The organism is Maribellus sp. CM-23 (assembly GCF_021354595.1).
GTDB lineage: Bacteria > Bacteroidota > Bacteroidia > Bacteroidales > Prolixibacteraceae > Draconibacterium.
In genome coordinates, this window is the sequence record NZ_JADWYJ010000007.1 from 38,921 (window position 1) to 62,563 (window position 23,643).

Annotated in this window: 20 protein-coding genes; 14 read left to right on the plus strand and 6 right to left on the minus strand. The window is 44.2% G+C overall.

The features are described 5' to 3' along the window. Positions 1-87 precede the first annotated feature (87 nt). From INQ51_RS20235 to INQ51_RS20245, 3 genes are all read right to left on the minus strand, one after another. Positions 88-1,398, minus strand: a complete 1,311-nt coding sequence (locus tag INQ51_RS20235; RefSeq protein ID WP_233379809.1) for a nucleotide sugar dehydrogenase — start codon at positions 1,396-1,398, stop codon at positions 88-90. Then, positions 1,391-1,966, minus strand: coding sequence for an acyltransferase (locus INQ51_RS20240; protein ID WP_233379810.1), 576 nt, complete (start codon positions 1,964-1,966; stop codon positions 1,391-1,393). The genes INQ51_RS20235 and INQ51_RS20240 overlap by 8 nt, the downstream gene beginning before the upstream one ends. Before the next feature lie 94 nt (positions 1,967-2,060). Next, the gene (locus INQ51_RS20245) at positions 2,061-3,197 is read right to left on the minus strand and encodes a DegT/DnrJ/EryC1/StrS family aminotransferase (RefSeq protein WP_233379811.1); all 1,137 of its coding nucleotides are present in this window, start codon (positions 3,195-3,197) and stop codon (positions 2,061-2,063) included. 85 nt (positions 3,198-3,282) lie between these two features. On the opposite strand from INQ51_RS20245, the gene INQ51_RS20250 reads away from it, so the two are divergent. Continuing rightward, on the plus strand, positions 3,283-3,801 hold the full coding sequence (locus tag INQ51_RS20250) for a DNA-3-methyladenine glycosylase (protein ID WP_233379812.1): 519 nt from the start codon (positions 3,283-3,285) through the stop codon (positions 3,799-3,801). A 211-nt stretch (positions 3,802-4,012) separates the two neighbouring features. On the opposite strand, the gene INQ51_RS20255 is transcribed toward INQ51_RS20250, so the two are convergent. The 3 genes from INQ51_RS20255 to INQ51_RS20265 all read right to left on the minus strand — a co-directional run bounded on the left by INQ51_RS20255 (position 4,013) and on the right by INQ51_RS20265 (position 6,496). Then, positions 4,013-5,455, minus strand: coding sequence for an MFS transporter (locus INQ51_RS20255; protein WP_233379813.1), 1,443 nt, complete (start codon positions 5,453-5,455; stop codon positions 4,013-4,015). Between the two features lie 139 nt (positions 5,456-5,594). Next, on the minus strand, positions 5,595-6,089 hold the full coding sequence (locus INQ51_RS20260; protein ID WP_233379814.1) for a response regulator: 495 nt from the start codon (positions 6,087-6,089) through the stop codon (positions 5,595-5,597). Continuing rightward, positions 6,065-6,496: a hypothetical protein gene (locus INQ51_RS20265; RefSeq protein ID WP_233379815.1), complete on the minus strand. Its 432-nt coding sequence runs from the start codon at positions 6,494-6,496 to the stop codon at positions 6,065-6,067. Before INQ51_RS20265 ends, INQ51_RS20260 begins: the two co-directional genes overlap by 25 nt. A gap of 39 nt (positions 6,497-6,535) precedes the next feature. On the opposite strand from INQ51_RS20265, the gene INQ51_RS20270 reads away from it, so the two are divergent. The 13 genes from INQ51_RS20270 (at position 6,536) to INQ51_RS20330 (ending at position 23,617) form a co-directional block, all read left to right on the plus strand. Next, entirely contained in the window at positions 6,536-7,309 is a 774-nt protein-coding gene (locus INQ51_RS20270; RefSeq protein ID WP_233379816.1) for a type III pantothenate kinase, read from the plus strand. Between the two features lie 141 nt (positions 7,310-7,450). Next, positions 7,451-9,358, plus strand: coding sequence for a 1-deoxy-D-xylulose-5-phosphate synthase (dxs, locus tag INQ51_RS20275; RefSeq protein ID WP_233379817.1), 1,908 nt, complete (start codon positions 7,451-7,453; stop codon positions 9,356-9,358). A 100-nt stretch (positions 9,359-9,458) separates the two neighbouring features. After that, positions 9,459-10,613 (plus strand): sensor histidine kinase, encoded by a 1,155-nt coding sequence (locus INQ51_RS20280; protein WP_233379818.1) that lies wholly within the window; start codon positions 9,459-9,461, stop codon positions 10,611-10,613. A 378-nt stretch (positions 10,614-10,991) separates the two neighbouring features. Continuing rightward, on the plus strand, positions 10,992-14,216 hold the full coding sequence (locus INQ51_RS20285; RefSeq protein WP_233379819.1) for a SusC/RagA family TonB-linked outer membrane protein: 3,225 nt from the start codon (positions 10,992-10,994) through the stop codon (positions 14,214-14,216). 12 nt (positions 14,217-14,228) lie between these two features. Then, positions 14,229-15,944, plus strand: a complete 1,716-nt coding sequence (locus tag INQ51_RS20290) for a RagB/SusD family nutrient uptake outer membrane protein (protein WP_233379820.1) — start codon at positions 14,229-14,231, stop codon at positions 15,942-15,944. Between the two features lie 36 nt (positions 15,945-15,980). Beyond that, positions 15,981-17,126 carry a glycan-binding surface protein gene (locus INQ51_RS20295; protein WP_233379821.1) on the plus strand — a complete coding sequence of 382 codons (1,146 nt, stop codon included), beginning with the start codon at positions 15,981-15,983 and terminating at the stop codon, positions 17,124-17,126. A gap of 19 nt (positions 17,127-17,145) precedes the next feature. After that, entirely contained in the window at positions 17,146-19,260 is a 2,115-nt protein-coding gene (locus INQ51_RS20300; protein ID WP_233379822.1) for a glycan-binding surface protein, read from the plus strand. Between the two features lie 73 nt (positions 19,261-19,333). Continuing rightward, positions 19,334-20,707 carry a glycosyl hydrolase gene (locus INQ51_RS20305; protein ID WP_233379823.1) on the plus strand — a complete coding sequence of 458 codons (1,374 nt, stop codon included), beginning with the start codon at positions 19,334-19,336 and terminating at the stop codon, positions 20,705-20,707. A gap of 135 nt (positions 20,708-20,842) precedes the next feature. Then, entirely contained in the window at positions 20,843-21,388 is a 546-nt protein-coding gene (locus tag INQ51_RS20310) for a YceD family protein (protein ID WP_233379824.1), read from the plus strand. Between the two features lie 12 nt (positions 21,389-21,400). After that, the gene (gene rpmF, locus INQ51_RS20315; RefSeq protein ID WP_119436380.1) at positions 21,401-21,586 is read left to right on the plus strand and encodes a 50S ribosomal protein L32; all 186 of its coding nucleotides are present in this window, start codon (positions 21,401-21,403) and stop codon (positions 21,584-21,586) included. Positions 21,587-21,850: 264 nt separating this feature from the next. Next, positions 21,851-22,849: a beta-ketoacyl-ACP synthase III gene (locus INQ51_RS20320; protein ID WP_233379825.1), complete on the plus strand. Its 999-nt coding sequence runs from the start codon at positions 21,851-21,853 to the stop codon at positions 22,847-22,849. Between the two features lie 173 nt (positions 22,850-23,022). Further along, positions 23,023-23,412, plus strand: a complete 390-nt coding sequence (locus INQ51_RS20325) for a polymer-forming cytoskeletal protein (RefSeq protein WP_233379826.1) — start codon at positions 23,023-23,025, stop codon at positions 23,410-23,412. After that, complete coding sequence (locus INQ51_RS20330; RefSeq protein ID WP_233379827.1) at positions 23,390-23,617, plus strand: AtpZ/AtpI family protein; 228 nt, start codon at positions 23,390-23,392, stop codon at positions 23,615-23,617. Before INQ51_RS20325 ends, INQ51_RS20330 begins: the two co-directional genes overlap by 23 nt. Positions 23,618-23,643 lie beyond the last annotated feature (26 nt).

A 23,643-nucleotide genomic window follows, 5' to 3' on the forward strand; every position in this document is an offset into this window, starting at 1 on the left:
TGTGACTTCTCAGCGAACTCTGTGGTTAATCTTTTTTCCCACAAAGCCAAAGTACAACACGGAGAGCCACCGAGATTTTTCATCCTTTCAAAGTTTATACACTTTATCAGAAGCCTGTTTAATCATGTTTCTCAAATCGACGATCAGCTTTGAATGCTCTTCAATAAATCCTGCATCGAACGCGGAATGATTGGTTGAGACCACTACACAATCAGCCTCTCCCAAAGTTTCTGCAGTCAGAGTTTCAGAACCAATATTATTCCCTTCACTTAAGTTGATTTCAGCAATATAAGGATCGTGATAACTTACCTCCCCACCTTTCTTCACAACCTCCTCCATGATTTTTAATGCCGGTGATTCGCGATCGTCTGAAACATCAGGCTTGTAAGCCACTCCCAGGAAGAGAATTTTACTGCCGTTAATGGATTTCTTTTGCCTGTTCAGTGCCGAAGTAATTTTCAAAGTCATCCGGTGCGCCATTAAAAGATCGATGTGCCCGGCGGTGTGGATCATCGACAGTTCAAAGTTGAATTTCCGGGCAATACTTTCCAGGTAAAACGGATCGAGCGGAATACAATGGCCACCTATTCCCGGTCCCGGGTAGAAAGCCTGAAATCCGAACGGTTTGGTTTTGGCAGCTTCAATCACTTCCCACATATTGATGTCCATTTTCCCAGCTAATAAAGCCAGTTCATTTACCAGGCTAATATTCACCAGGCGATAAGTGTTTTCGAGTATTTTCACCATTTCGGCGACACGCGGCGAACTCACCGTATGAACCTCATCAACCGCGAGCGTATAAATAGCTTCACCTATTTCAAGTCCCTCTTTACTCAGACTTCCCAATACTTTTGGGGTATTCTTTGTGTTAAAATCCTTGTTGCCGGGGTCAACTCTTTCAGGCGAATAAGCCAGCCAGAAATCAGCGCCTTCCGTTAATCCGGATTCTTTCTCCAGAATCGGCAAAACAAAATCTTCCGTAGTTGTCGGGTAGGTGGTACTTTCCAGGCTGATAAAAGTTCCGGGCGTCAGGTATTTCCCAATTTCTTCGCAGGCATGCCGGATAAACGACATGTCAGGTTTCCGTAGTTCGTCGAGCGGAGTAGGCACGCAAATAAAAATGGCATCGCAGCTTTTAAGCAACGAAAAATCAGTGGTCGGAATCAGTTTCTTTTCCAAAAGCAAGCTGCCTGCCAACTGATCATCCACATCCGGAATGTAGTTCTTCCCAGCACTCAACTTTGCTATGCGTTCTTCCCATGTATCAAACCCTATCACATTAACTCCACCATCAGCAAAATTGACCGCTAATGGAAGACCGACATATCCAAGGCCAATCACCCCGACTGTAATCTGTCTGCTTTCGATCTTTTGAAGCAAAATATTTTTCTTATTCATCTGCAGCCAATTTGAGTTGATCATTCTCCAATTCGTACTTCTCTCCGGTTTCAGTGCATACCAAATCGTCACCCAGTACCATCCCGGCCCGGCTCACCCAACCTGTTTGTCTGGCCGGAACTCCGGTCATTAAAGCAAAAGCCTTGACATCCTTTGTAACAACAGCTCCCGCACCAATCATACAATATTCGCCAAGCGTAACTCCACAAATAATGGTAGCATTAGCACCGATAGTGGCACCCCGCTTCACGAGGGTCTTTTTGAATTCACGTTTACGATCGACCGCACTACGCGGATTAATCACATTGGTAAACACCATCGATGGCCCCAGAAAAACATCGTCCTCGCAAAGCACTCCTTCGTACACCGAAACATTGTTTTGCACTTTTACGTTGTTGCCCAGCTTTACGTTGTTGCCCACAAAAACATTCTGCCCAAGCACGCAATTGGCACCAATCTCTGCGCCACCCATCACATGCGAGAAGTGCCAAATCTTTGTGCCGGAACCAATTTTTGCACCTTGATCGACAGCTGCTGTTTCATGTGCGTAATATTCTTGCTTTGTCATTTTCTACATACTTGGCCATCAGTTCCACTCATCGGTCTGTTGACTGAGACTGTAAACTGTGACTATTTATTATACCTAGGTCTCTTCAAATTAATTAAAAGAACTCATTAATGCTCTTAACAATATACTCCAATTGTTCCATTTCTAATTCGGTGTGCATCGGTAGCGACAACACAGTTTTACACATTTTCTCACTCACTGGAAAATCACCGTTCCTGTAGCCCAAAAAACGGTAAGCTTCCTGCAAGTGTAAGGGCTTCGGATAATACACCATCGTTGGAATTCCTTTATTCTTCAGAAATTCCTGCAGATCATCTCTTCGATCCGTTTGAAGGGTATATTGATGAAACGTGTGCGTACTGTAATTGGCCCGAACAGGAGTTTTTAATCCATCAATTCCTGCTAAGTGCTTATCGTAATAAGCTGCTGCCTTTTGCCGGGCCACCAGGTGCTTTTCCAAGTATTTCAGCTTTACCTCCAAAATAGCTGCCTGAATACTGTCGAGCCGCGAATTTACCCCTATTCGTTCATACTCATACTTTGCTTTCATACCGTGATTGGCGATGGAACGAATCACCGCAGCCAGTTGGTCATTGTTGGCATAAACAGCGCCGCCGTCGCCAAAAGCGCCCAGATTTTTTGAAGGAAAAAATGAGTTACACCCAATATTTCCGATTGCACCCGCCTTTTGCCGGGCTCCGTTACTAAAAATAAATTCGGTCGCCAATGCCTGACATGCATCTTCAATCACCCACAAACCATACTTCTCCGAAAGGTGAAGAACCTCGTCCATATTGGCACATTGCCCAAACAAATGAACGGGCAGAATCGCCTTTGTCTTTGGAGAAATAACTCTTTCAATCTGCGAAACATCGATATTGAATGTATCGGGATCAATATCTGCAAATACAGGTTTCAGTCCCATTAAAACAGCTGTCTCTACAGTTGCCACAAATGTAAATGGCGAAGTAATCACCTCATCACCGGGCTGCAGGCCCAGCGCCATAAACGCGATTTGCAAAGCATCGGTTCCGTTTCCACAGGCAATTACATTCGTGTCAAGATAAGCTCCCAGTTTTTCCTCAAATTCCGCCACTTTTTTGCTTTTCACGAATTGAGCGGAACGAATCACGTCCTGAATTGCCTCGTCAATCTCATCTTTCATGGTGAGATACTGCCCGTAAAGATCTGAAAAGTGGATGGTTTGCATATCCGGTCTGAATTCTTTCAATAAAACTTTAAAAATATAAAATTAGTGTGCTTCGGCTTTGTTTCAGCAATTATTTTGCATTTTGCGCACAGAACAGAATAAGAGAATGAACAACAAACGTCTTCCTCCCTCCTTTTTCCGGCACGAAGTAACCGATGTAGCGCCGCGGCTGTTGGGCAAAATACTTGTCCGACGGTTTGCCGACGGTAGTGTTCAGCGTTTCGTCGTTACCGAAGTGGAAGCCTATCGCGGGATGGAAGACCTGGCCTGCCACGCCAGCAAAGGAAGAACGGCCCGTACCGAGGTGATGTTTCACGCCGGGGGCCTTGTGTATGTTTACCTGATCTATGGCATGTACTGGATGCTGAATTTTGTAACAGGAACGGAGAATGAACCGACTGCTGTTCTCATCCGCGGACTGGAGGGCATTTCCGGCCCCGGAAGAGTTGGACGCGCCCTGCAACTCGATAAATCGTTTTACGGGGAAGACCTCTCAACATCGAAACGAATCTGGCTCGAAGATGCGGGACTACAACCCAAATACATTGCCACTCCCCGCATTGGAATTAATTATGCCGGCGAGCCTTGGATCAGCATGCCCTGGCGGTTTGTTGCAGAGAAATAGTCAATGTAGAATCGATGTCGCTTAGTTAACGATAACAGACTTCGACTTCGCTCAGTCTGACAGTCACCCTGAGCGGAGTCGAAGAGTGTATTATTTTCAGTTTGTTTCACTTCTCTCCTAAGTAAACGACATTGAATATAGAATGATCAATCCAACCCAATGCCCGTTGAATATTCAGCATCGAACATTGGTTATTCGATATATATCGCATTTATTTCTGCCCAACAATAAAGCGGTTGTACAGCCAAAGAAATACAACGGCAGCCACTGCAATCCCCGAAAACACCATCCAAATATTGGAAGGATGATAATTCTGCCACAAGTAATGCGTTAACTCCGTTTGACTCATGTTCATTTTTTCGGCCGCCTGGCTGAAAAAGTCATTTTTGGTAAACGTTTCGCTATACTCTGTCGGAAACTGAAAACCTTGTTTAGCGACCTCTTTATGCAACAGAAAGTATTTGTCAGAAATGCCTTCGTAAAAATCACCCGATAGCCAGCCAGCAATTTTATGGGCTGCGGCAATCGGCAAGAATGAAGTTCCCATGTAAAGTGCTTTCTGATCTGCAGGAGCAATCTTACCGACATATTCTGTAAACTTTGGAGAACTTCCCATCTCGCCCAAAGCAAAAATAAGCACACCTAACAGAATCAACCATCCGCTTTGCGTGGAAAACATCAGCCCCAGACCACCGGAAAGAACCAGTATTCCCCCCATCATAGCCGCCAAGGGTCGAAAGCGCATTACAAAGGCTGAAACCATCAATTGAAAAACAATGATAAAGAAAGAATCCATGCTGGTCATCGAAACCGCATTGATGGTACCGTCTTCTCCGATCGTCTCGGCCAACCATGGCCAAACACTGTGTAGCCCGTTGTACACCTGGGTGGTATCGATCCATTGGTCAATAAAAATCCCAAACGAATAATACAACTGGTTAAAAGCCGTCCAGAAAAGGATCATAATAATCAGAAACAGTACGTATTTCCAGTTCTGAAGTGTCAGCCAAATGTTCTTAAAAGCCAAAACAATATTCCGCAGCAAGGGGGAATCGTCTTTTTCGCGCCCCGGTTCTTTGAATAGGAACAAGGTTAATAGCACATTTACGCCCATTGCTGCAATCGACATGTAAAAAACATACTCCCAGCTCAGCTTCAACAAAGCACCGGCGATAAACGGGCCGATAAAACCACCGATGTTTATCATCATGTAAAAGATCCCGAACCCGATGGAGGCTGTTTCTTCGTTGGTGGTTTTGGCAACCATGGCTGAAATAATGGGCTTAAAAAATGCACCGCCCACACAAATCCAGATAAAAGCAAAGTAAACCAGCTCGTAACTGTTAAAAATATTGATCATGTAAAATCCGGAGATATAAATGGCAAATGCCAAAAGCAGAATACGTTTGTACCCCAGTTTATCCGCAATCGACCCGGTTATTACCGGCAAAAAATACAACAACGCAGAACCGGTACCCATTATCGCTCCTTTTTGTCCGTTTGTAAATCCCAATGCTCCCGTATCAGTTGATCCAACCAGAAAAATCGGAAAAGCCAGGTAAAAGCCATACCATGCCCATCTTTCGAAAAGCTCGATGGTGTTGGAGGTCCAGAAACTACGGTTGTACTTTTTAATTACAGCGATAAATCCCATGATCGTATGTTTTTGAAGGCGGGAAGGTAATAAAAATCGACCATTCTGAAACCCCGCTAAGAGATACCAAACAGGTTCCCTTACAAAGACCTCTGCCTTTGTAAAATAAAATCAGGGAAATACGATACGAACCGGAATGCTAAAATTCGTACCCCAGAAAGAACGAAACAAAAATAATGATCATAATAACCAGGAAAAGCAGCACAAAGAAGCCAATTACTCCAATGCGGAATCCTTTTGTCTGCTTATCGTGTTTGGCGGCTTGCGACAGGCTTTCGATCGATTTTACCAGCCGTTGCGGAGCCTTATCGTTTTTTACGATGTAATCAGCAGCCCCCACTTTCATAATCTGAACGGCCACTTCCAAGTCGTTTTGCCCGCTCAAAAATATGAAATCAACATTGGGGTGTTCCTTTTTTACCTTCACCATCAGTTCCAAACCCGTCATGCTGGCCGACAGGTAATCGAGAACAATCAGATCGGGTTTCAGATGGAGATCTTTCATACAATCTTCACCTTTCTGATAGACCTTAACGTTTGTGTATTTTTTGGACTGCAAATACCCAACAATCAAGTCTTTATAAACAACACTGTTCTCAATGATGAAAATCAATGGATTTCTTGTTTTTTGCATAACTTTGGAATTGATGACTTAGCAACAGGTTTAAAAATAATACTTTTTTCAAAGAAAACAATCGCAACAAACTGTCCATCTAAATTAACGTAATTATTTCGAATATCGTTTGTTAGCCGTGCAATTTGTTTGTCCGGAACGAGAGAAAAACAAGTGTTTCCCGCCACTATTTCCGCTGTTTCACCTACAGGCAAAAACCGCCGCAGCGAAACAAACATCTTGCTCTTATTATCATAATATCCTATTAAATCAACGCTGAAAAAAGCTAAAAAAGTAGTTTTGCAAACAGATAATCCCGTAAGTTTGTTTGATGTAAAGAACAACTTTAGAAGGATAAACAGAAATAAATCACTTTGCATTGGAAATACATAGGATTGAAGACAGAAGGAAAGTAGCTGTAATTCCACCGCAGGGTTTTAACCATTAACTTGAAAACAAAATCACATATGTTACTGGCAATTGATATCGGAAATACCAACATCGTTTTTGGAGTTTACGAAAACAAAACCTGGGTCAACCACTGGCGGATACAAACAGATCCCTTAAAAACAGCTGATGAGTACGAAGTAATTTTTCGTTCGTTGCTCACCGGTGGAGAAATCGGCAAAAACGATGTCAAGTCGATTATTCTGAGCAGTGTGGTGCCTTCGCTTGTGCGCCCTTTTGAACAGATGCTGTACGGAATTTTTGAATCAGCCCGCATCGAAACCGTAAACCCTTCGATTTATGGAAAGCTGCCTGTAAAAATTCTGAATCCCTTTGAAATAGGCACCGACCTGGTAGCCAACGCGGTGGCATCTTATCATAAATACGGTCCGCTTACCATGGTTATCGACTTTGGAACAGCGCTAACTTTTACCACCATTGGTGCCGACAAAACCATAAAAGGAGTAGCCATTGCTCCCGGATTACAAACAGCTGTCAGCGCTCTTGCCGGGAAAACCGCGCAACTGCCACAGATACATCTCACTCCGCCTCCTTCGGTTTTAGGCGAAAACACAATTCATGCAATACAGTCGGGGGTGGTTTATGGCTTCACCGGCCTAGTTGATTCGATTGTGAACCGAACCGAACAAGAACTTAATGAAAGCTTAACTGTTGTGGCAACCGGAGGATTGAGCTCGGTGATAGCCCCTCTTACCTCCCGGATCAAAACCATTGAGCCGATGCTTACACTTGACGGGCTGGTGCTGATTTCGGAACTGATAGCGACACCTTAAATGGGCCGCTTAGCATATACTAAGCTCATTGTTTCTTACGTTTAAAAATGTTTTATTTACAACCGTTGATTCGTTCTGATCGTGACAGTCATGAACAAACGGTAGGTAACTAAATGTTATCTTTGCAATTATTTTGAGTTGATGGAGAGTGTAAAGGGGAACCTTCTGGAAAAAATAAACAGCCCGGCTGATCTGAAAAAGCTTTCGAAAAGCGAGCTAAATGATGTGTGCAAAGAATTGCGCGATTATATTATTGATGTGGTGTCCACCAATCCGGGACACTTTGGTGCAAGTTTGGGCGTAGTTGAGCTTACCGTTGCCTTACACTATGTTTACAACACTCCATACGACCAATTGATTTGGGACGTGGGGCACCAGGCATACGGGCACAAAATCCTGACCGGACGCCGGGATAATTTCGACACCAACCGCAAATACAAAGGACTGAGCGGTTTTCCCAAACGCAGCGAAAGCCCTTACGATGCCTTTGGCGTGGGACACTCTTCCACTTCCATTTCGGCAGCTTTGGGTATGGCAATCGCCTCCAGGATCAAAAATGAAAACGACCGAAAAGTAGTTGCAGTAATCGGGGATGGCGCCATGACCGGAGGAATGGCTTTTGAAGCTCTCAACAATGCCGGCGGCGAAAATGCCGATCTGCTGGTTATCCTGAACGACAATAACATGGCCATCGACCCAAGTGTGGGAGGCCTCAACAAATACCTGCTCAATATTTCCAAATCGAATACCTACAACCGTTTTAAACACGACGTGTGGGAAGGATTGGGAAAACTGGATGGCATCGGACGCAAGACCCGGGCATTTATTCAAAAAAACCAGCATGCACTCAAGAACATGCTGCTGAAGGAAAACAACCTGTTTGAAGCCTTTAACTTTCGGTATTTCGGACCAGTTGACGGACACGACGTGCAATACCTGACAGAGGTGCTGGAAGATTTACGTGAAATTCCCGGGCCTAAATTATTACACCTGATTACGCAAAAAGGAAAGGGATTTCCTTTTGCTGAAAAGGACCAGATCAAATGGCATGCCCCCGGAATTTTTGATAAAGAAACCGGAGAAATTCACCGTTGCGACTGTGACGCTGAAAGGGCTCCTAAATTTCAGAATGTATTTGGAGAAACACTGGTTGAGCTGGCCGAACAAAATGAAAAGATCGTTGGAATAACACCGGCCATGCCTACCGGCTGCTCCATGAACCTGATGATCAAACAAATGCCTCACCGCGCTTTTGACGTCGGGATCGCAGAACAGCACGCCGTAACTTTCTCTGCCGGACTGGCTGCACAAGGCATGGTTCCGTTCTGCAACATCTACTCTACCTTTATGCAACGGGCGTACGACCAGGTGATACACGATGTGGCCATTCAAAAGCTGCATGTTATTTTCTGTCTCGACCGTGGCGGACTTGTAGGAGAAGACGGGCCTACACATCACGGGGTTTTTGACATTGCCTACATGCGCACGGTTCCGAACATGATCGTTTCGGCTCCCATGGACGAAGTGGATTTACGCAACCTCATGTACACTGCTCAGCTTGAAGAAAATGCACAACCATTTTCAATTCGCTACCCGAGAGGCTGTGGCATTAAACCCGACTGGAAACAACCTTTCGAAAAAATAGAAATCGGAAAAGGACGGAAAATTTCTGACGGAAACGATGTTGCTATTCTTACCATTGGAAAATCCGGGATTTTTGCTTTGGAAGCGGTGAAAAGCCTGGCCAGTGAAAACATTTCAGCCGCACATTACGACCTTCGTTTTGTAAAACCTTTAGATGAAGAATTGCTGACCGAGGTTTTTACAAAATTCGATAAAGTTGTTACGGCTGAAGACGGGGCCATTCAGGGAGGATTTGGATCAGCCATATTGGAATTTATGGCGACAAAAGGTTATTCAGCCAAGATCAAACTGCTCGGAATTCCCGACCACTTTATTGAACACGGCACCACAGAAGATCTTTACAAAGAGTGCGGTATCGATACCAATGGCATTAAGAAGGGCGTGCTGGATACTTTGGGAAAATAAAGCGGGCTTTCCGGCTTCTCCTTATTTTTCTAACAAACACAATTCAGTATAATATTTTTATCTTTAAGTCGTTTGCTACAAAGTACTAAAACCACTTACATTGGATATTTATCTGAAAAGACGGCGGGGAAAAATTTTATTGCTTATTGCAGCAATAACCATTGGTGTTGCATCGCTGCTTTATACCAACTGGCTAACCAAAAAAATGGCCCGGCAAGAACGAAACAAAGTAGAACTTTGGGCCGAAGCTACACGTCAAATTATCAGCTTTAAAAACTCCAACACCGAATACATTAACTTCCTACTTGAAGTAATACAGCAAAATACCACCATTCCGATTATTGTATTAGATGCTGACGGCTCGATTAATTCCGATGCCAATATTCATTACAACGAAGCCCGAAAAGACGAAGTTCTGCAGAAAGAACTAAAAAAGATGAAGGAGCGTGTTGAGCCCATCCACATTGATTTGGGTGAAAATGAACACCAACTCCTTTACTACCGCGAATCAAGCATCCTTCGAAATCTTCGCCTGTACCCTATCATTCAGCTGATTGTGATTATGGTTTTTATTGTGGTGGCCTATTTTGCTTTTCTGGCTACCAACCGCGCCGAACAAAACCAGGTGTGGGTAGGCATGTCGAAAGAAACGGCCCACCAACTCGGCACTCCCATCTCTTCCCTGATGGCCTGGATCGAATTGCTCAAACTAAAAGACGTAGACGAAGACCTTGTACAAGAGCTGGAACGCGACACTTCAAGACTGGAACGCATTACGGAACGCTTTTCAAAAATTGGCTCCAAACCGGAGTTACTACGGATCAATGTGGTTGAGGTAATAAATTCGGCATTAAGCTACCTGAAAACAAGATCTTCCAACAAAGTTAAGTTTATTGCCAACTATGAAGAAAGCGCTTCCATAGAAGTACCTTTAAACGCTGCCCTTTTTTCGTGGGTAATCGAGAACCTGTGTAAAAATGCCATCGATGCGATGGTTAACGAAGGAAGCATTACTGTTGCCATTACTGAAAAAGAAAAGAACGTAACAATCGACGTTACCGACTCGGGTTGCGGGGTTCCGAAGTCCAATCACAAAACGATTTTCCAACCGGGGTTTTCCACCAAAAAGCGGGGGTGGGGCCTTGGGTTATCACTTGCCAAAAGAATCGTTGAAATCTACCACAGCGGCAAAATATTCATCAAATGGTCAGAGGTTGGCAAGGGTACAACTTTCAGGATTATACTAAATAAATAGGCACCGGCTTCTTCTTCAAACACCTGTTGTAGGGCATATTTATGCCCTTTCAATTTTGTTCAACTCCTATTTAACCATCTAAATATCTACACATTACACCATCCTCCATTTTTCCACAGGAAACGCTAGCGTTCTATTCTATTCCGTTTCTCCCCTTCCCTCTGTTTTTTTTGAAAAAATATTAGTAATATTGTGTTAATGCATTATTGTACTTATGACAATATGAGTTTTAATAAAAAATAATAAGTATGATAAACCTTCATAACCAGAATATTGACACTCGGCTTCCGGTTTCGTACCGAAAGAAACTACTGCACAAGCTCTTTTCGATCAGCACTAACTAAATAAACGAGGAACTAACAATCAAATTAATAATTTATGAAAAAAAGGCTAACCAGCAGACTATTCTTTTGGAATCGTTCTGAATTAAAGATCATACTTGCCTTAGGGTTAAGTGTGATGCTGTTGTTGTCTGGGACCTTGCATTCGAATGCTACCGATTCGAATCAGCAAAAAAAGACAATAACCGGTACCGTTACTTCGGCTGTCGACAATTTACCTGTAATTGGAGCTACCGTGGTAATTAAAGGAACAACAACAGGAGCAGTAACCGATGTTCAGGGGAAATTTACTCTTGACGCAGGTGCTTCTGACGTGATAATCGTTTCGTTTATTGGCTTCAAAACACAGGAAATAACAGTTGGCAACCAAACTAACCTTGCCATCACCCTGCTTGAAGATGTCACCGACCTGGAAGAAGTAGTTGTGGTGGGTTACGGAGCCGTAAAAAAAACAAACCTCACAACGGCCCAGGTTGGTGTTACCAACGAGCAAATTGAAAAAACAGTAAACACAACACTGGAGCAAGCACTACAGGGGCGTGCTGCGGGTGTTTATATCACCCAAAACTCCGGACAGCCCGGTGGAGGAATGTCCATGATAATCCGCGGTGTAAGTACGATCAACGGCTCAACCGAACCATTGTATGTAATTGACGGCTTACAGGTTCAGGGCTCATCAGTCGAATATGGTAGCACAAGCTCATCCAACGCCTTAGCGGGAATCAACCCTTCGGATATCGAAGACGTACAGATCCTTCAGGGACCATCAGCCACAGCTGTTTACGGTTCCCGGGCAACCAATGGAGTTGTTATTATCACCACCAAAAAAGGGAAACAGGGCGAGGCTGACATATCCTACGATTTCTCTTACTCCGTTCAGGCCCCGCCGAAAAGACTGGACGTAATGAACTTAAGAGAATACGCCCAAATGGTAAAAGAATTCCATGTCATTGCAGGAGGAACAACACCCGAAGAATTTCTCGATCCATCCATTTTGGGCAAAGGCACAGACTGGCAGGAAGAGTTATTTAAAAACGCTCCTATGCAGAAACATCAGATTAGCTTTAGCGGAGCGGGTAAAGTATCAACCTATTATATCTCGGGCGAGATGTTCAACCAGGAAGGGGTTGCTATCGGTTCGGAATTTAAACGTTACAACCTGAGAATAAATACATCGCAGGAACCAAGAACATGGCTGCGCTTAAGAGAAAACGCCAACTTCAGGCAAATCAAAGAAACATTAACCACTACCGACGAAGGTGTTATCAGTAATGCTTTGCAAAATACTTCGCGAGTACCAGTAAAAAATATTGACGGAACCTGGGGTGGATTTGAGAGCAAAGAAGGCTCCAATCAATACGCTCCGATTAACCCGATTGCAATTGCCAGTTTAAGAACCAATGAAAATGTTCGGCGAGAGCTAAACGGTGGATTCAACCTGGAAGCTGACATAGTGAAAGGACTTGTTTTTCGCACTTCGGCAAACGGAAGCTATAACACCCGGAACTCCATACTTTTTAACCCAAAAATGCAAATTGGCTGGTATGTAGTTGACCGTGCTAGTTTTAGCGATTTCACCAGTGTCAGCACCTTTTACAGCTGGGATCAACAATTTACATACAACAATACTTTTGGAAAACATTCAGTTGATGCCACAGCACTGCACGAGTACAAAGAAGGTACCTGGAAGCAAAACAGGGGCTACCGTGAAGGCTTCTTGACAAACGACATCCTGGATTTAAACGCCGGCGACGAAAGCACTTCCGTTGCCCAGGGAGGAAGCAGCTCGTGGGCAATGGAATCCTACCTCTTCAGAATCATTTACAATTACGACGAGCGGTATATCGTCAATGGATCTATCAGGGGTGACGGATCTTCCTATTTTGGCGCCAATAACCGCTGGGGAGTCTTCCCTGCCGGTTCGGTAGCCTGGAGAATCGGCAAAGAGAAATGGTTTGATGTTCCATTCATGAATGAACTGAAATTACGCTTCGAAACCGGCTTAACCGGCAACACAGGATGGGGAACCGGTATCTATTCGCCTCTACAAACTACTGCCACCGAATGGGGAACCGGCTTCTCGCCCAATAAAATCTCCAACCCCGACCTGAAATGGGAAGAAACATTAACCAATAATATTGGGATCAATATCCATTTGTTTGATAACCGTATTCAGTTGGAAGCTGATGTTTACGAGAAAAAAACTAACAACCTGATCTTTGACGCAAGTTTACCCGGTTTCATGGGTAGCTCAGGCAATGGAGGAGCAGGAGCTCCTACCGTTAACTCAGGCAAGATCAGCAACAAAGGCTGGGCGATCAACCTTAACACAACCAACATTCAAACAACCAATTTCAGGTGGGATATGAATTTCAATATCTCGGGAGTAAATACAAAAGTTGAAAAACTGAACAGTGAACTGGGATTCTTTGATCGTACCTCGTGGTGGATGAATAACTGGACACAGCGTACTGCCGTTGGGGAATCTCCATGGATGTTTATGGGATACATTTACGACGGAATTTTCCAGTCAGAAGAGGAAATTTATGCCAGTGCCATCCCTACTGACGCCAATGGAGGTAGGTTGGAAATTAGTGAAGACGGTGTATGGGTTGGCGATGTAAAATACAAGAATATTAACGGAGTGGACGGCGCCGAGGGAGTTATCGATGTTGGCGACCGAACTTACATCGGAAATCCATGGCCCAAGTTCTATGGAGGCTGGACGAACAATTTTTCGTACAAGGGTTTCGACCTAAGTGTTTTCATCACATTCAACTACGGAAACGACATCTACAACTATGTACGCATGGTCAACTCCAATCCATCGCAGATTAACGTAGGACGCAACCTGATGACCCATGCAATCGATTATGCCAAACTGGCAACCAACGATGAAGGTGCTGCTTATTTAACCAACCCGAATACCGATTTGCCGCGCATTTCGTACGGCCCCAACAACAACTGGACTCGCTTCTCCAGCAGATGGGTGGAAGACGGATCGTTTATCAAACTCAAAAACATTACACTTGGCTACACCGTACCGAAATCCTTGCTATCCAAGACAGGCTTTGTCAAAAAAGTAAGAGTGGCCGTGAGTGCTCAAAACCTCTATACCTTAACCAACTACACTGGGTACGACCCCGAAGTTGGTTCATACGTGGGCAGCAATGCCTCAAGTGCCAATCAGGCCATAGGGATTGACACAGGGCGTTATCCTTTAACTCCCACCTATACGTTTAATTTGATGGTTAACTTTTGATAAACAGAAATTATGAAAACATTAAAATACAGCTGGTTTATCGGTCTCATCGCGCTACTTACGCTTACCAATTGCTCTGAGGACTACTTGGTGAGACCTCCGGAAGATTCACTTACCGATGTCGATTTTTATAAGACAAACGAAGAAGTGATGGCAGCTACTGCCCCCCTGTACAGCCGCATGTGGTTCGACTACAACGATAAAGCATCTTACAGTATCGGAGACCTGAGAAGCGGCATAATGATGGCGCCCTGGAACAGCCGGGAGTTTGGTGCCTTCAATGCCAACGGCGATAACTCGGAAGTAATTGCAGGCTGGAATGCATTCTTTACCGTAATTCAGCAGGCCAACCTGGCTATTCGTAACATAAATACTTATGCAACAGAGGCGGTTTCCGAGGACATCAAAAAAATGGCCGTAGCTGAAGCCCGCTTTATGAGGGCTTGTGCATACCGGAACCTGGTATTGGCCTGGGGACCTGTACCGATCATCACCGACAACATTGCCATCATGAACGATACGGATATCAAGCGAAATACCATCTCCAGTATTTGGAAATTTCTGACCAACGAAATGCGTGCCGCTGCCGAAGATCTACCCGAAGAACCTTACGCTACCGGCCGTGTTACCCGATACTCTGCCGAAGGAATGCTGGCCCGTTTTTACCTGACGCGCGCCGGAGTTGAGTCAGACGGAGGCACACGCAATCAAACGTACCTTGACAGTGCCAAATATTACGCACAAAGTGTCATCGTAAATAGTGGCAAATCTTTGCTGGACGATTATCGTTCGTTGTTCTTGTATCCTTACGACAACAACAATGAATCGCTATTCGAACTACAGTGGGTGTATTCATCTGCGTGGGGACCAAGCAACTCTGTTCCGGCATACCTGGCCTACAACTCGGATATTGGCAACGGCGATGGATGGGGAGGTGCTTACAGTGCATCCTGGTATGTCATCTCACAATACGAAGGGATCAATGTAATAGGAACAACCGGCGACTCCATCCGCGGAGCCACGCTCGATACCCGCCTTTACAACACCTTTATGTTGCCGGGCGCCCATTATCCCGAAATTACGCAGGATTATACTGCTTCTGATGGCACGGTTGGCCAACGAGAGTGTATTTATCCGAATAACACCAGCGATTACAGTTTTGCCTGTACCAAAAAGTACATTGTAGGCAAAGCCGTTGATGTGGCTGAAGGAGCTTCGTCTCAACATTACCCCAACAACACCTACATGTTGCGCCTCGCTGAAATATACCTGATTTATGCAGAGGCAGTACTGGGGAACAACGAACAATCCTCTGATGCAACCGCGTTGGAATATGTCAACAAAATTCGTCGCCGCGCTGGCTTGAACAATCTGCCAAATGATTCAGGAGATGGGGACAAAACCTATTTCACTTTTGCGGATGTATTTAAAGAAAGAACGCTGGAATTTGCCATGGAAAGCATGTTCATGTACGATCTGAGTAATATTTTCTATTACGACAAAGCCAAGGCACTGGGTATCCTGAACAACCAGGACCGTGGATTATTTGCCATTTATCCGGATGTTTATCCCGATCCTAATTCATGGACTTTCGTAAAAACATCGTGGCACACCGAACGGTCGATTACGGCCACCGAAGGCAATTTCTACCTGCCCATTCCAACCGCCGACTTAGGAGGTATGCCAAGCTTAACTGAAGAGCCTGTTGATTATTACGGGAGTAACTAGAATTTGGATGGAAAAATCAAATTTAAATTGAGAAGAATGAAAACTAAATTTCGATACATATATACAATACTGATTGCACTGACATTCGGGATGGTCTATAGCGCCTGCAACGATGATGAAACATCAGGTACGCCCCGAATCGACTACATCCGTATTACGGAACCAACATCTTCCGATTCGCTGATTGTAAGTGCAGGTCAGGGACAGCTGATTGCCATCATTGGCGAGAACCTTGGGAAAGCGATGGGAATAGAATTCAATAACCTGCCCGCAACTTTAACCTCACCATATGTAACCAACACTTCCATTCTGGTTCGTGTACCATCGGAAGTACCATCGGAGGTCACCAACCAACTGGTCATCTATTTCAGTGATGGCTCCAGTCTGCCCTATGATTTCACCGTATCAATCAATAAACCGAGTGTTACCTCTATGGAATGCGAGTATGTAAACGACGGCGGTATGGCGGTCATTTATGGTAATTATTTTTACGAGCCGCTTCAAGTCATTTTCCCCGGAGAATTAGAGGGCGAAATTGTTTCCGTTGAGGACGAGGCCATTAAAGTAATGGTGCCGTCGGGAACATCTCCCGGACAAATAACTGTGAAATCAAATTTTGGAACAGGATTATCTACCTTCAAGTTCCGTGACGACCGCAATATTGTAATCAGCAGTGACCCCTTTACCGGTTGGTGGAACGCATCTTATGTGGTAACCGATCCGGGAGAAGACGCTCCTGAAAAAATAAACGGGAATTACATTCGGGTTCAAAAAACGATTGGAAGCTGGGCATGGACAGAAGTAGCAGGAGGACCGGCAAGTGCAATGGGAGACATCAGTAAAAACATTCCCGATGAGGCCATTTTACACCCGGGGCTGTACAGTCTCAAATTCGAGATCAATACGCTTAAGCCATACAACAACAATCTGATTAAATTCAACTTTGGATTAGGCTCAGAACTCAACGATGCTTACAAATGGAACCCGCCATATGATACCGAAGGGAAGTGGGAAACAATCACCATTCCTTATAGTGAAATAGTGAAGTCATACGAGGATTTAGGCGTAACATTGGTGGTTAGGCCCGAAGGTTACTGGACCCGAATATTATTCCACGGTAACGGAGCCCTGGATTGTGATATTTGTTTTGACAATTTCAGAATTGTGCCTAATAAGTATTAAACAATTAATGAGAAAAACGATGAAAAAGAACAATATCAAAATAAGATTCCTGACAATCCTGCTGGCGTTACTGTATGTCAGCATGTCCGGGATAATGTTTGTATCGTGTGACGATGACGATGATGATAAAATGTCGTCGGAAGTTTCGCTGTTGAGTTACGGACCAATGCCTATTGCACGGGGTGCGGAGCTTCGTTTTATTGGCACAAATTTCCTCCAGGTAAAAACTGTAATCTTACCGGCTGGAATTGAAATTTCCGCATCGGAATTCACGGAGCACACTGAAACCAGCATTAAACTACTTGTGCCACAGAATGCCGCTGTTGGTTTTGTGCAGCTTGTTACTGCAAACGAAACAATAACCAGCAAAACACAAATGGGTTACAGCGAACCTATCTCCATCGATAATTTCGCTCCTGCTTCTGTAAAACCTGGACAGGAAATAACCTTAACCGGAGATTACCTGAACCTGGTGAAAGAAGTGATCTTTACCAGCAGGGTTTCGGTGGGAGACACGTTGTTCTCAGCACAAAGCCGCAAGGAGCTAAAGCTGGTTGTTCCGGCCGAAGCACAAACGGGGCCAATCGCAGTATCCAATGGCGAGGCAGATCCCATCATCATCACAACAACCACTGACCTGACTGTAACACTCCCTACCTTAACAGCCATTTCACCTAATCCGGCAAAGGCTGGTACCGCTTTAACCATTACCGGAACCGATCTGGATTTGGTGAAAACAGTGGTGTTTGGAGGAAATAAAAATGTCACTGAATTTGTTTCACAAACTGCCACAACAATGGAAGTGATCATACCGGCTGATGCGCTGGATGGCACCATCTCCATCATAACCGCCTCAAATATTAAAATGGAGTCGGAGGATGAATTGATTTTGGTAGCTCCAACAATTGCTTCAGTCTCTCCAAATCCGGTAAAAAATGGGGCAGATTTAACGATAACAGGTACCGATCTGGATCTTGTATCAGCAGTAACGTTTAGCGGAGGTGTCGGCGGGACCATCGTAAACCAGTCAGCCACCGAGATACAGGTAACAGTGCCTGATCTGGCAGTAACAGGACCGGTAACAGTATCAACACTTTCAAACAAGAGTGCGCTTAGTGACGAACTTAGTCTGATTAAGCCCACCATTACTTCCATTGAGCCAATGGCACTTATTGCAGGCAACGACATCACCATAACAGGAACTGATTTCGATTTGGTAAAAACGATTATTTTCAACACTAATTTAGCCGTGAACGTCACTCCTGAATCAGAAACATCCATCACAGTAACGGTTCCTGAAGCTGCAGAAAGCGGTACTATTAAATTGGTAACAATTAACGGAGACGAAGTCGAGTCGATGGAATCCCTGGCAATTACCACTCCCAATACACCAGTTATCACGTCCATCACCAATGTGGTCTATCCGGGCGAATTGCTGGTTATTGAAGGCACAAAATTGAATTTTGTGGAATCCGTCGTATTTCAGGATGATATTAAGGCAACTCAGTATGGAATAAGATCAGAAAACAGGATAGAAGTTTATGTTCCCGAAAATGCCACAACAGGGACAGTTACTTTAAAGTTAGTGGCTTTTGATCTGACCGAAATCACTTCTCCCGAGTTCAACATACCAGGTACCGACCCGATCCTGTCAACAACAATCATGATCAACGATTATGAACAACATGGAGGTCATAATGGCTATTGGGATAATAGCTGGTCAGGTATTTCAGAAATCCTGGTTGAAAATGGCAATACTTTCACAAGAATCAAATCAGCTTCTTCCGGAGATGCCTGGATAATTAACTGCAATCACCAGTCAAGTGGAGCTTTAGGACCAATTGTGGACAACATTCAAAACTATGTTTTCAAACTCGATATCAGGATAGAAGAAGGGGTGACCGGAGCTGAGAATGCATCAACAATACAATTTATTCTCGGGAATAGCTGGAATTGGTATGGAGCCGGATTATTCCCTGCATCAACAAACGGACAATGGATAACCATCTCGGTGCCTGCAACCACATTGGGATTGTCGGGCACACTTGACCTGTCTAACGGAACGAATGGTCTATACGGAGGCCCAATTCCTGCCGGTATATCATTCGATAATTTCAGACTTGATCTTAAATAGTAAATTTCACTAACTTTTTAGGAAGGCCGTTTAATCGTCTAAGCGGCCTTTCTTCTTTTAGAATGCACATAACATGAAAATGAAAACAGTAGTTGCATTAACCCTGATTCTTCTTATATCATGCTCCAATAAAACAGACGAGGCTCCAAAAGAACCTCCTGTTTTTAGAAGTAGCATTCCGGCAAACAACGAAGCAAATGTGAAGCCATCAACTCCAATCGAAGTGAGTTTCAACGAATTGGTTTACCTCGTCAAGAATCACGGAATAACCGTAAATGGAGATGCAGTGGATGTTGAGGAAGCATTTACCAAAATCCGGATCAATGCGGTTCTGGAGAAGGGCAAAAATTACCTGATAAATATTCCCAAAGGAGCTTTAATCAATAAAGACGAGGTGCCTTTGGCTGAGGCCGTTCAGTTTTCGTTCACAACGGAGGCTTCCATTCCCGTCAACCTGACTCAAACGCTGGTAACTCCCAATCCTTCTCCCGAAGCAGTCAACCTATACAACTTCCTGCTTGATAAATACGGCAAGAAGATTATTTCCTCTGCAATGGCCAATGTAAGCTGGAACCTCAACGAAGCCGACTGGGTAAAACTGCAAACAGGTAAGTACCCAGCTATGGCAACCGTCGATTATATCCATCTGCACTATTCGCCGGCCAACTGGATTGACTATACCACAACTTCCTTTATTGAAGACTGGTGGAACAACAATGGTCTGGTGTCTGCCTGCTGGCACTGGAATGTGCCCAAATCCGATGGTTCAACCGAATATGCTTTTTACACATCTGAAACAACATTCAAGGCTTCGAACGCAACGATTGACGGCACCTGGGAAAACAAGGTGGTAAAAGCCGATCTGCAGAAAATTACCGCGTACCTGAAATTGCTCCACGATAAAAACATACCCGTATTATGGCGCCCTTTGCACGAAGCTGCCGGCAATATTTACGAATACCAGGGCGGAACTGCCTGGTTCTGGTGGGGGAACGGCGGTGCCGAAGCCTATAAAAAGCTTTGGATTTACATGTTCAACTATTTTCAGCAACAAGGACTTAACAACCTAATCTGGGTTTGGACCACCCAAACCAAAGACAACGCCTTTTATCCCGGTGATGATTATGTCGATATTATCGGACGGGATATTTACAACAATACCCAGACCGGCACAATTGCCGAAGAGTTTGCCGCCATACAAGAGGAGTACCCCACAAAAATGATCGCTTTGAGCGAAATGGGAAACGTGGCCAATATTTCGGTGCAATGGGAAGCAGGGGCAGCCTGGTCGTATTTTATGCCGTGGTACGATTACGAAAGAACAAACAACAAAGCGGAAGCAGATTTCAATCAGCCCGAACACCAACATGCCAATGCCACATGGTGGGAAGATGCACTGGAAAGCGATGCTGTAATTACACTCGATGAAATGCCTTCGTTAAAATAAAATGAACCATAACAAACTTTCAACACCTTATTCTTAAGTGATTTTGGAGCTACAAGGCTATAAATCAAAATAATTCTGCTATTTCTTTAGCTGTTAATAAAAAATTTATACTTTTGCATCCACTTTTTTGGGATCGTGGGCTGGAAAACAAAATATAATATTGAGTTTAAAGGTCTTAAAGAAGGCCTTCACGATTACGAATTTGAAGCCGACAGAAGGTTCTTTGAGCATTTTGACGAAGGGTTGGTTGAAACCGGCGAGGTTCAGATCAAGGTTCAACTGGAAAAAAGAAGTTCTTTTTTAAAATTGAATTTCGATTTCTCGGGTTGGGTAGAACTTATCTGCGACCGATGTCTGGAGCCTTACCAGCAAGACATTGAACTCGCTACCGATATCTTTGTTAAATTTGGCGAAGAAGATGAGTTTGATGAAGGCGACAATGTGATTTGGGTTCTGCCCGAAGAGCACGTAATCAACCTTACTCAGGTAATGTATGAATACATAGTATTGAGCATTCCGCTGAAACATGTCCATCCGAATAAAACCGGAGAAAACAGTTGTGATCCGGAGATGCTCAAAAAGCTAAAAACATATTTACTGCACGAAACGGAGGAAGAACAGGATGAAAAAGAGATAGATCCCCGTTGGGCAGCATTAAGAAATTTGAAAAATAACAATTAAAAACTTATAAAAATGGCACATCCAAAGCATAAAACATCCAAAGCGAGAAGGGACAAAAGACGTACACACTACAAAGCTGTTGCTCCTACTCTGGCTACTTGTTCAAACTGCGGAACTACCGTAAAATATCACACCGTTTGCCCGGAATGTGGTTACTACAGAGGAAAACAGGTTATTGAAAAAGAAATAGCTGTATAAGACAAACGCATGGCTCAATAAGCCATTTGATCTTATAGTGAAGGGATTCCATCTCCGTCGTTTCGGGGATGGAATTTTTTTATGCCGCTAATTCCCAAATACAGACTTTTCGAACATGCTTATGAATTGTTCGCCCTTTATATCAAAAAAACCGGGGCGGAAGTACACATACAAACGCAATTCTTTGTTGGAATTTTCTTTTGCTCCTATATTCATCCCCGATTTTCAGAAACGCAAAACAAGAAAAATTAGATTTAGTAAAAGATGGCTAGAGTAAGAGCAGCAATTACGGGTGTGGGAGCCTATTTACCTGAATACAGGTTGACAAATGATGAACTCAGTAAGATGGTGGACACCACGGATGAGTGGATCATGCAGAGAATCGGGATCAAGGAAAGACGTATTCTCAAAGAAGAAGGAAAGGGCACCAGCGACCTGGGAACAAGAGCTGTTCAGGATTTACTCAAAAAAACCGGCACAAGTCCCGATGAAGTCGACATGCTTATTTGTGCCACCATTACCCCCGACATGGTTCTTCCGGCAACTGCCAATATAATTGCCCACAAAGCCGACATTCACAACGCTTGGAGTTTTGACCTGAACGCAGCTTGCTCGGGCTTTATTTTTGCCTTATCAACGGCAACTCAGTTCATCGAATCAGGCCGGTACAAAAAAGTGGTGATCGTGGCAGCCGAAAAAATGTCGTCCATCATCAACTACGAAGACCGCACTACCTGCCCGCTTTTTGGCGACGGCGCAGCAGCAGTTCTGATTGAACCCACCACTGAAGACCTGGGTGTTATCGACTACATCAACCGGGTTGACGGACTGGGCCGCTACCATTTACACATAAAAGCCGGAGGTTCGTTAAAGCCTGCTTCTGTTGAAACCGTTCAGAACAAAGAGCACTACCTGTACCAGGAAGGTCAGGCGGTTTTCAAAGCAGCCGTTTCGAGCATGGCAGATGTGGCGGCCGAAATAATGGAGAAAAACAATCTTAGTGCACAAGATATTGCCTGGCTGGTTCCGCACCAGGCCAACATGCGAATTATTGAAGCCACAGCCAGGCGGATGAAAATCGCCAAAGACAAGGTAATGATCAACATTCAGCATTACGGAAACACCACGGCAGCGACCATTCCCCTGTGTTTGTTTGATTACGAAAAACAACTCAAAAAAGGCGACAACGTGGTACTGGCAGCTTTTGGCGCCGGTTTTACCTGGGGCAGCTGCTACCTGAAATGGGCTTACGATCCTCAATAATCAGGTTACCGCAGTTTTTGCTCCCCGCTTTTAAACAATTTTGAAACTGGTTTGTAATTTCAGTTTGTTCCGCTTTTCATGCGTTTTATTTATTGGTGCAAGCTTTATTTTATTGTATCTTCAAACGCGCATTTATTTTGGGAAAATCAGAACAAAACAGTTACACGAACGGCATGGCAAAACAAACAACTCGGTTTAACGGAGAAGACTCATCGCAACTTATTAACATACTGAGCGATGGAACAAAGATCAAGGGCGACATTATCTCCAATGGCGACATTCGCATCGATGGAGAAATGGTTGGCAACCTGGCGGCAAAAGGCAAAGTAGTAATTGGCGAACACGGCAAAATCGAAGGCCAGGTTCAGGCAAACAACATCGAAGTATCCGGTTTTATCAAAGGAAAAGTTATTGCCAAAGAATTGCTGAACATGAAGTCTTCAGCAAAAATTGAAGGCGACATCAGCGCCGGAAAACTATCGGTTGAACCGGGGGCTGTTTTCACCGGTACGTGTAGCATGGGAATTGCAAAACCGGCACATGAGCCCGAAGCAGCCAAATAACTCAAAGAACAAATTTGACAATTTTGTCCGCTACTCCAGTCTTGGTTTCGAAATGATGGCCATCATCGGGGGATTTACCTTTTTGGGTTATAAAATCGACCAGTGGATGGCAAACGAATTCAAAGGATTTACACTCGTTCTGGCCATTTTTTCGGTAATTGTTGCCATTGTTTACGGAACACGAAGTCTGTTAAAAAAGAAATGAATTTTAAAAGCTCTGAGCTCATGCTC

Excerpts from the sequence above, each read along its gene's own strand:
- INQ51_RS20295 (WP_233379821.1), top strand. The coding sequence starts at position 15,981 with ATGAAAACTAAATTTCGATACATATATACAATACTGATTGCACTGACA.
- INQ51_RS20330 (WP_233379827.1), top strand. The coding sequence starts at position 23,390 with ATGAGCCCGAAGCAGCCAAATAACTCAAAGAACAAATTTGACAATTTT.
- INQ51_RS20240 (WP_233379810.1), bottom strand. The coding sequence starts at position 1,966 with ATGACAAAGCAAGAATATTACGCACATGAAACAGCAGCTGTCGATCAA.
- INQ51_RS20260 (WP_233379814.1), bottom strand. The coding sequence starts at position 6,089 with ATGCAAAAAACAAGAAATCCATTGATTTTCATCATTGAGAACAGTGTT.
- INQ51_RS20255 (WP_233379813.1), bottom strand. The coding sequence starts at position 5,455 with ATGGGATTTATCGCTGTAATTAAAAAGTACAACCGTAGTTTCTGGACC.
- INQ51_RS20270 (WP_233379816.1), top strand. The coding sequence starts at position 6,536 with ATGTTACTGGCAATTGATATCGGAAATACCAACATCGTTTTTGGAGTT.
- INQ51_RS20250 (WP_233379812.1), top strand. The coding sequence starts at position 3,283 with ATGAACAACAAACGTCTTCCTCCCTCCTTTTTCCGGCACGAAGTAACC.
- INQ51_RS20320 (WP_233379825.1), top strand. The coding sequence starts at position 21,851 with ATGGCTAGAGTAAGAGCAGCAATTACGGGTGTGGGAGCCTATTTACCT.
- INQ51_RS20235 (WP_233379809.1), bottom strand. The coding sequence starts at position 1,398 with ATGAATAAGAAAAATATTTTGCTTCAAAAGATCGAAAGCAGACAGATT.
- INQ51_RS20300 (WP_233379822.1), top strand. The coding sequence starts at position 17,146 with ATGAAAAAGAACAATATCAAAATAAGATTCCTGACAATCCTGCTGGCG.
- dxs (WP_233379817.1), top strand. The coding sequence starts at position 7,451 with ATGGAGAGTGTAAAGGGGAACCTTCTGGAAAAAATAAACAGCCCGGCT.
- rpmF (WP_119436380.1), top strand. The coding sequence starts at position 21,401 with ATGGCACATCCAAAGCATAAAACATCCAAAGCGAGAAGGGACAAAAGA.
- INQ51_RS20305 (WP_233379823.1), top strand. The coding sequence starts at position 19,334 with ATGAAAATGAAAACAGTAGTTGCATTAACCCTGATTCTTCTTATATCA.
- INQ51_RS20325 (WP_233379826.1), top strand. The coding sequence starts at position 23,023 with ATGGCAAAACAAACAACTCGGTTTAACGGAGAAGACTCATCGCAACTT.
- INQ51_RS20285 (WP_233379819.1), top strand. The coding sequence starts at position 10,992 with ATGAAAAAAAGGCTAACCAGCAGACTATTCTTTTGGAATCGTTCTGAA.
- INQ51_RS20290 (WP_233379820.1), top strand. The coding sequence starts at position 14,229 with ATGAAAACATTAAAATACAGCTGGTTTATCGGTCTCATCGCGCTACTT.